General features: G+C 59.3%; 7 protein-coding genes and 1 pseudogene. 2 read left to right on the top strand and 6 right to left on the bottom strand.

What is annotated here, in order from left to right; all coding sequences use genetic code 11:
• Positions 1-58: 58 nt before the first annotated feature.
• Positions 59-172, top strand: a pseudogene (locus QQJ84_RS19475) (IS110 family transposase); the annotation flags it as partial.
• 214 nt (positions 173-386) lie between these two features.
• On the opposite strand, the gene QQJ84_RS09410 reads toward QQJ84_RS19475, so the two are convergent.
• The 6 genes from QQJ84_RS09410 to QQJ84_RS09385 all read right to left on the bottom strand — a co-directional run bounded on the left by QQJ84_RS09410 (position 387) and on the right by QQJ84_RS09385 (position 6,318).
• Positions 387-1,772: an aromatic ring-hydroxylating oxygenase subunit alpha gene (locus tag QQJ84_RS09410; RefSeq protein WP_284257909.1), complete on the bottom strand. Its 1,386-nt coding sequence runs from the start codon at positions 1,770-1,772 to the stop codon at positions 387-389.
• 198 nt (positions 1,773-1,970) lie between these two features.
• Positions 1,971-2,942 carry an alpha/beta hydrolase gene (locus QQJ84_RS09405; RefSeq protein ID WP_284257908.1) on the bottom strand — a complete coding sequence of 324 codons (972 nt, stop codon included), beginning with the start codon at positions 2,940-2,942 and terminating at the stop codon, positions 1,971-1,973.
• A gap of 275 nt (positions 2,943-3,217) precedes the next feature.
• Entirely contained in the window at positions 3,218-4,291 is a 1,074-nt protein-coding gene (locus tag QQJ84_RS09400) for a Gfo/Idh/MocA family protein (RefSeq protein WP_284257907.1), read from the bottom strand.
• The gene (locus tag QQJ84_RS09395; protein WP_284257906.1) at positions 4,288-4,770 is read right to left on the bottom strand and encodes a nuclear transport factor 2 family protein; all 483 of its coding nucleotides are present in this window, start codon (positions 4,768-4,770) and stop codon (positions 4,288-4,290) included. Before QQJ84_RS09395 ends, QQJ84_RS09400 begins: the two co-directional genes overlap by 4 nt.
• Entirely contained in the window at positions 4,767-5,555 is a 789-nt protein-coding gene (locus QQJ84_RS09390) for an SDR family NAD(P)-dependent oxidoreductase (RefSeq protein WP_284257905.1), read from the bottom strand. Before QQJ84_RS09390 ends, QQJ84_RS09395 begins: the two co-directional genes overlap by 4 nt.
• Positions 5,556-5,646: 91 nt before the next feature.
• Entirely contained in the window at positions 5,647-6,318 is a 672-nt protein-coding gene (locus tag QQJ84_RS09385; RefSeq protein ID WP_284257904.1) for a TetR/AcrR family transcriptional regulator, read from the bottom strand.
• Positions 6,319-6,566: 248 nt separating this feature from the next.
• On the opposite strand from QQJ84_RS09385, the gene QQJ84_RS09380 reads away from it, so the two are divergent.
• Positions 6,567-8,774 carry an acyl-CoA dehydrogenase gene (locus tag QQJ84_RS09380; RefSeq protein ID WP_284257903.1) on the top strand — a complete coding sequence of 736 codons (2,208 nt, stop codon included), beginning with the start codon at positions 6,567-6,569 and terminating at the stop codon, positions 8,772-8,774.
• The last annotated feature ends 71 nt before the right edge of the window (positions 8,775-8,845 follow it).

Genomic DNA, 8,845 nt, shown 5'->3' with positions numbered 1-8,845 from the left:
ACGGCGAAAATCCGCCGATCAGGCCGCGCTCCTCCGCATTATGGGGACCTCGTGATTAGTCAAGCGTGGTAAGACCGATGCGGCGGATGCCGAGGCGATCTGCGAGGCGGTCACAAGGCCGACCATGCGATTTGTTCCAGTAAAATCGGCCGAACAGCAATATAGCTTGGTCACTTTGGCGACGAACTCATCAAGCAATCGCGCAAAGGGCACACTTTAAATCAAAAATGCAACTGTAATGTTAGTGCAGAGACCGGAACACCGGCTGATTTACCATGTGAGACTGCTATAGCAATCAGCAAGCCTCTTGCTGCGATTTCGACCAAGGGTCACCGTCTCGGACGAGAGACGGTAGCCCTTCTACAGACAAAGCGACTGAGAATAACCTAAAAACCGATATCCTTGATCGGCGCTTCAAATCCGCTATTCACAATGTGAGCCGCCTTGGCGAGTTTCGGAGGGTCAAGCCTGGCGAGATAACCATCGATCAGACGCTGGTAATTGCTGATCATGCCTTCACTGTCTTTCGACAGACGCATGAATTTGAATTCGCCTGCATGCAAGCCGAGTTGCTGGAGGGGTAGATTGGAATAGTCCTGCCGCGGGATTTCTGGAAAATCCGGGGAGTTGTGCGGCAGAACGATCGGCTGCTTTGGCGTTTCGTGTGATTCGCCTTCAGGACGCAGCACAAGGGACCATATCTCAAACAAGCAGGTTTCGGGCGTAAGCGGCCGGATGCGATAAGATGACATGGCTCCCAGCATCGGCAGCAGGAAGAAATGCGGGAACATAAATTCCACAGCGTGGAATTCCACCTCGTGCGAGACCTTTGTGATGTCGAACATGGGGGCGCCGCGCTCAATGGCATCCTTGGTGATTTCCTCGTTTGCCCGGGCGTAGAACGCCATCGTGGCCCCCAGCGGGTCCTCGGGAACCTCCATGTCGCGGAGTTTTTCAAGCACGGCGACTTCCGAATCGTGAACCATGCCGCCCATGCCGGAGCTTAGCCTGGCGAGGAAATCGACATGCATGTTCACAGTCTCGCGTGCCGTGAGGCCGCGGCTTGCAAGCATTTCGTCGGAGTCAGTGCCGTAGGGGTTTCCCAGTGCGGATAAGTGATGCAATTGCGGATGGGTTTTCATCGTGTGGTAACCTTCCTGGAAGGCTTCCATCGCGAGTTTCCAGTTGGTTGGCAACACTGTCGCGTACCACCAATCCATCTGTAGTTTGTCAGCATTACGGGCGTTCATCCGGTCGGCCACCGGGCCTAGCGAGTCGAGCAGTGAAGGAGCATCATCATCGAAATTGATAAAGGCGCAGCCAGCCCAGAAGTCGATCCGGCAGGCTTTCAGGTCGATTTCGGCGTGGTCGAGCAATTCTTCACTGAAGACCTGCTTGCCGAAAATGAAGGTGTTTTTCCCCTCCGGATTCCAGCGCCAGCCATGGAACGGACAGATGAAGCCCCTGCTCTTGCAATTGCCCGGACCGGTTGCGAGCCGCACGCCGCGATGGCGGCAGGCGTTGTGAAACGCCTTCACGCCGCTTTTGGTATTTACGATGATGACCGATTTATCGAGAATCGTGTATTCGGTATAATCGCCGATGTTGGGAATTTCTTCGAGTCGGCAGGCCATCTGCCAGACATGCGGCCAGACATGCTCGCGCTCCAGTTCAAAAAAGGCAGCGTCGTAATAGCGCTCGGCTGGGATCAGCTCCTTGTTGGTTATCCGCAGGGGTACCGCTTCCAGCTTTGCCGTATCACTCGTAGTCATCAAACATCTCCTAAGCTGTCCGGCCTGAGCGTCCTGGCCCTCGACAGACCACAGAGGCCAGACGGAAGCGCCGGGACATGGCGGTACAAATTAACATTTATTGTCAGCCGCCTCATGGCTGGAGGCAAGTAGGCAAACGCATCCATCGTCCCGGCGAAATGTCTCGCCCCCGACGAGCCCACATTCGCTGGTGCGAGCTCAGCTTTCCCGAAGACAGGCCCGGATGAACAGTCGAACTTCGTGGTCAATCGCCTGGCCTTCCGGTGCGCCGGGGAAGCCTGTATGCGGGCCCGCCTCAGTTACATGTAGCGCCGCCGGCACGCCCGCAGCGCGGAGTGCCCGGTGCATGCGGACCGTGTTCGAGAGATAAAGGTCACGCGTTCCCGTCGTAAGTATGGTATCCGGAAAACCCTTGAGTTCACCAAAGAGCGGAGAGAGGTATGGATGGCGCAGATCATGCCCATCTGCGTAAAGAAGGTTGACCTCCATCAGGCTGCGAAGCCCCGGATCGACGCCATCATTGGTACGGAAGCTGTCCCCGGACTCAGTAAGATCAGCTTCGGGGGTGACCAGCACAACGCCGGCTGGCATGGGAAGTCCTTCGTCGCGGACCCGCAGTATCAGCGCGGCCGCCAGGTTGCCTCCGGCAGAGCCGCCGCTCACGATAATATCCTGCGCGGGCAACTCACGAAGAAGCGCCCGGTACGCGGAAATGCAATCATCCAAGGCCGCCGGATAAGGATGGTCGGGCGGCATGCGGTAGTCAACGGCCCACACGCGTTTTTGCGTGCGCGTAGCCGCCCCCATGCCCATAAGGCGGCACATCTCACCGCCACAGAGGATGAGCCCGCCGCCATGCATATCAAGAATAACGCCGCGGCTGCCTTCGGCCCATCCTGGGGGAGTAATGTCGTATACGCGGGCGCCGTCAGCATCGCGTTCCACGACATTCGCTGTCACTTGAGACATCATTTGCGTCAGCATCGGCAGGACGGCGTCGGTCATAACCGAAACATAGTTTTGCCAGCCTGCTTTGTCTTCAATCGAAGGGTAGGGCATGGATGGCGGCTGCGGCATCAAATAGGCGCGGGCGATATCACTGAGGAAAGACGGGACGGGAATGTCCCGTGCCGGAACGTGTAGAATACCGCTGGCGTTGTCGTTGTCCATGTCCATCTCCTGATGTGGGGAGCAGTTTTTGAATGGTCTGCTTTATCAAATAACTTTGGCCCGCTGCCCATGACCGCTGTTCATGGCCGTTGGCAATATGAGGCAAGTTTGCAGCGAGGCTATTAGTTTGTCGACACCGCCTTGGTATCTGCACGATACGCGCGGCGTAACGCATCTGGGCAAAACGGGCGATGTCATCCGGCCGGGATCAGCCGGTCGGCTGTTTGGAACCTTCATCTGAACCCACACGAAAAACATAAATGGAAACGCGCGTATTAAACCTCACGACGTCCGGACTCCGATGCCCGCTCTATCCTATTGAGCAGCCGGCTTAACTGCCGCGCGGCATCGAAATCTGGCACCGTTTTCGTATTCGAGCGGATGTCTTCGGCAAGCCGTGCATAGCTTTCGGCAACGTTGATCGGCGGCCCGTTGAGCCCGGTGGTAATCAATTCAGACGTGCCGCCGCTGGTCACGCTACTCTCCAGTACCAACATTCCCGTCTGGTAGCCGCCGGGATTGTTGCCTGTAATCCTCAGCCATCCAGCTTCGCCTTCAAGCTCAAGCATGAAGGGCTTGAAGGTAGTCCCCCCGGCAACTTCGAGGGTTGAGACGCAGCCGCTCTCATGCTGGCCAAGCACCATCACATGGTCGGCGCAGCTGCGCTCGATCGTTTCGTCCGTGCCTTGTATATGCAGTGTACGCCGCAGGATGCTGCTGCGGGCATCAATCTCGGTGTAGCGACCGATGATTGCTTCCATCGCCGCCAGCGTGTGACCTCCCGTAATGGTCTCAAGCGTTGCGCCGTTGCGCTTGTCCTGAAGGTAAGCATAGGCGGGTGGCGCCTGCGCGCCCCAGCCTGCTGTCGGCGAGAACACCCGCATCACAGTTGGTTTGCCGATGGCTCCCTCCCTGACCAACGCCATTGCCTGGCGGATCGCCGGTGCGGAGAGGCCTTGCAGACCGATCATCACGTGGCTGGCGGGGCCAACGGCGGCGGCCATCTCATCCGCCTCGGCAACGTCACGGCCTAGCGGCCATTCGCACATGACATGTTTGCCAGCTTGCAGGGCCGCGAGCACCACGGCGCGGTGTTCGGGTACCTTGACCGCTACTACCACAAGCTCGACCTCCGGCGCCCGCGCTAAAGCCAGGGAGTCGGCAAACGCCTGTTGCGCGCCGAATGCGACCCGCGCCTGCTCAGCAATGTCCTGGGTTCTGGCCGACACGGCGCTCAGCTCAAAATCCTGCGCGAGCGCCTTGAGAGCCGGAACATGCGCATCGCGGGCCCAGCCACGCTCGGCATTTGCGCCGACGATACCGACGTGGATTTTTCTGTGCGTACTCATGCCGCAGGTCCTTCTTTCAAACGTCCAAGCAGTGCGGTTGCCGCAGGCTCACCATTCAGCACGAAGCTCTGCCGGTGCACGATCATCCGCGCGCCACCTTCCTGCCGCGTGAGCTGCCGGCGCGAAGCGCTTAGCCGACCGATATAAAACCCGTCCGGGCCATGCATCGAAACCATCGTGTGGCAGGTGGCAACGGCCTTGTCGCCTTCGATCAGCACATGCGGCAGGGTAGACATATGCGCGCACCCGCTTGCGACCAGTTGCACGTGGCCCGGATCTCTGGTGATCGCTTCAATGGCCTCGCGGCCATTGAATGCCCCTATATCTCCCACGGCATACACACTATCGTGAGTATAGAAAGAGCCAACGGCGGCGGCGTTCAATCCATCAACCGCATAGCCATAGCCGCATACGACCTGATAGATCGCCTGCTGGCCCTCTAAACGGCGCAAACGCGCTTCAATTTCCGCATTCATCATCCCACCATGTAGCCGCCGGCGTCGCAGTTGATCGACTGTCCTGTGATGGTCCGGCTCTCATCACTGGCCAGGAACAAAGCCAAATTGGCGATGTCCAAAGGCTGCGAGATAGTGCGCAACGCCACGCCCTGCAGCGCAGTTACCTTCCAGGGCTCGAAATCAATCCCCTGCTCGGCGGCCATGCGCTCGCCCCAGCTCCTCCAGAGCTCCGTCTCTATCCCGCCGGGAACCAGGCAGTTGCAGCGAATGCCGTGCGGACCGGTCTCGAGCGCCACCGTCTTCGTGAACGCTCGCAAGGCCTTCTTGGCCGATACGTAATGGGTCTTACGTGGAATCCCCGACCATCCGGCAGTGGATAAGAAATTGACGATCGAGCCGCTGCGGCGCTCCAACATCGACTGGTTGAGGACCTCGCGCGTGCAAAGCATGGCGGCCGTAAGGTCGATCGCGATGGTCGCGTTCCAATTCTCGAGCGTCTGCTCCCAGATATACTTGTCATGCCCTGGAGCCGCGGCATTGTTAAGGAAGATATCGACCTGACCGAACGCACTTATGGCGCGGTCAACCATCGCCTTTACGTCAGCTTCATTTGTCACATCGGCCCGCATGCCAATGGCGCCGCCGGCCCGCTCAGCCGCAGCATGGACCAAATCCTCGCGGCGGGCTGACAGCAGAACCCGTGCCCCGTGTTCGACGAACAGCTTTGCCATCACTGGACCCGTGCCGGTGCTCCCGCTCGTAATGATGGCGACCTTGCCGCCTAACTGGCTGTTTCCCGTTTTCATTCTAGGTTCGCTTCCGCATTTTAGGAGGCCCGGCGAAACTCATCCTGCTTCTTTACCAGAGGCCGCGCATTTTAAACTTACGGGCGTTACCTTATATTCTCTTAGCTTGCAAATATGGCCGCCGCGCTCGTTTTTTATCTGCCCCAAAAAGCTGGCTGAGCGTTTCCACGACGAATGCCGTCACGCCGGCGGCCGAGTTGCCCGCGCGCCATGGGGCGAGATGCGCCGAAGCGATCCGCCCATGGGCAACGGATAAAATCAATAATGTGGTGGAGATTGCGTCTTTGGCTGGTATAGTGCGTCCTTCGGCGGCGAGATGCTCTATGGGAGCGATCACGCTGCGATATGCCGGCTGGAGAAGTCCGGGTGCATTGGGAGAACTCTCCGACGAGGCATACTCGGGCGCGAATAAAAGCTGATATCGCGAAGGCCGTTCCATCGCGTATTGAACGTAGGCCCTCATTTTAGCCGTCAGTTCCTCGAATGCCGTCGGGTGAACGAGGCGGGCCGTGGAATCAGCCATAGCCTCGCCCAATTGCCGCCAGCATTCGCGGCCAACCTCCGTGACCATCGTTTTGGCATCGGGGAAATGGGTATTGACCGATGTCGCCGCTACCCCGACTTCACGTGCAACCATGCGCAGGCTAAGCTCGTTGAGCAGATTTTGGTCCAAAATCCGCATTGCAGCATCGATGACCTCGGACCGCAGCCGGTCTCCGCGCCCACGCTGATTACGTTCTCTTTTGGCCGGCCTCGTCTGCAATCACATTCTCCCGCATCGTCGCGTGTACCAATCGTGGCAGCGATAACTTGAGCGGTAACCATCTCCAAGGCAACATTTATGGCGTAGGAGTGCGGTGGACGGGATAGCTTTTCATGGCCGCATTCGCCATGCGGGAATCGCTGCCTTTCCGCGTCGGCGTTTCCGCTGGCGTCTAAAGGCCAAGACAAGTTTGCATTGGGGCCGACCTCAAACGAGGTGCCGGATAGTCATCAAGAAGGAACGTCGATATGCTACTCAGCCTGCCAAACGATAGCCAGCCGATCAAGGAAATGTTCGAGCGGTTTTTCGCGGCAGAGTCGACCCCGGCGCGCGTGCGTGCGGCAGAGCCGATTGGGTTCGACCGCGCATTGTGGCGCGACCTTGTCGATCTCGACGCCCCGTTCATGCGGCTCCCCGCGAGTGCCGGCGGGAGTGACATGAGCTTGTTCGATGCCTGCCTGATGATGGGAGAAGCCGGACGCCGGCTCGCCGCCGCGCCGCTCGCCGAAACAATGGTCGCACTGCGTATACTTGGCCAGATCGGCGGCGCCACCGCGCTGGAATGGATTGAGAAGGTGCGCGCCGGCGAGACGGTGCTGACATTGGCCTTGCAGCCGGTGTGCGACGGCAAAACGCAGTTGGTGCCGGGCGGTGCTGTCGCCCAGGGCGTATTGGTGCTTGATGGCAACCAGCTGGCCATTGAGATCCCGGAGAACCCGCTTGTGGTCCCGTCTACATTGGGCGGAGCGGCGCTCGGCCTGTTTACGCCCGGCTCGGGCAAGCGGCAGGTGATTGCCAGCAACGAGGATGTCGCCCGTATCTGGGCAGCCGGCATCGAGGAGTGGAAGCTGCTCACGGCTGCGGCGCTTACCGGCCTGTCGCGTGAAGCGATTAAAATGGCAGCCGCCTATGCCAGTGAGCGCATCGCCTTCGGCCAGCCGATCGGCGCCAACCAGGCCATCGCCCACCCGCTGGCCGTTGATATCATCGATGCTGACGGAGCGGCGCTACTGTTGTGGCGGTGTCTGCGCGCCATTGCTGACGGGCAGACCGACGCCGGCGCAATGATCTCAATGCTGTTCTGGTGGACCTCGCGTAACGCGACGAACAGCGTCGCGCATGCTATCCATACGTTTGGTGGCTACGGCCTGACCAATGAATATGACATTCAGCTTTATCATCGCCGGGCCAAGTCCTGGCCGCTGGCGTATGGCGACCCGGAGATGGAACTTGTCCGGGGCGGCCGCCGCCTGTTCTTGGGTGAAACCGCAAGCCTGCCAGACGTGGGAACGCTGGAGATCAGCTTTGAAGAGCCCGATGCCGGCCGAGAACTGGCGAACGAGACGCGCGCCTTGTTCGACAGCATACTCGATCCGGAGAAGCACCAGATCGGCGAGCAGAACTTCGAAGCGCATGACTGGGACATTCATCGCGCCTTTGGCAAGGCGCGGCTGTTATTTCCTGACTGGCCTGAGAAGTGGGGTGGACGGAGCGCGGATGCAGACTCCACGCGTGCCAGTGGCAATGTGTGGCAGGAAGTTGGTTTCGTCGGGTTGGCGCGCGGCGTGACCGGCATGGCCGGATATCTCGTGCAGCGTTTTGGCCAACCGGCCTTGCAGGAAGAGGTGTTGCTGCGGTTCGCCCAGGGCGAGGCAGTATCGTGTCTGGGCTTCACAGAACCTTCCGGGGGGTCCGACGTATTTGCCGCCAAAACCCGCGCCGTGCGCGATGGTGATGACTGGGTCATCAACGGCCAGAAGATGTTCACCTCGGGCGCTGAGCTGTCTGATTATGTCTTGTTGCTGGCGCGCACAGACCTCGACGTGCCGAAACATAAGGGGCTAACGCTGTTCCTGGTGCCGCTGAAAGTGCCTGGCGTCGAGATTCACCCGGTACACACCTTCATGGATGAACGTACGAATGCCACCTTCTATGCCGATGTGCGCATCTCCGACCGTTACCGGCTCGGTGACGTGAATGCCGGTGTGAAGTTGATGTCCGCGGCGCTGTCCATGGAGCAGGGCGGGAGCTTCTATCACTACCAGATGCGTGAGATGGTCGAGGCCGTTGAAGCATGGGCGCATGAGGAAAAGCGCGATGGTAAACCATTCATCGAGCAGCCCTCCGCGCTCTCCCGGCTAACCCGAGTTTCTACCGCAGCCTACGTCACCGAGTGCCTGAATGCGCGGGCATTATGGACCCGGCTGTCCGGCGCCACGGATTATTCTTATGGTCCGGCAACGAAGATATTCGCGACACAGGCTTTCATCGACTATGCGGCTGACCTGCTGGACCTCTCCGCGCCCGGCTCGCTGCAGCGTGGTAAGACGGGTCTGGGCGTGGTTGAGAAGGGCTACCGGCACTCCACGGCCACCTCGATTTACGGCGGGACGAGTGAAGTGCTGCGCAGTATGGTCGCGGAAAGGCGCCTGGGGCTGCCGCGCAGCCGCGCCTGAAACCGCCAGGGTAATTTGTTGAAGTACCCATCCTATTGATCCGACGCGATTTTATATGATTCGGTGTGGCC

The sequence above is a fragment of the Acidocella aquatica genome, from assembly GCF_030160635.1.
GTDB classification, from domain to species: Bacteria; Pseudomonadota; Alphaproteobacteria; order Acetobacterales; family Acetobacteraceae; genus Acidocella; species Acidocella aquatica.
Note: the sequence above shows the minus strand (reverse complement) of the source record. Positions and strands in the feature narration are given on the sequence as shown.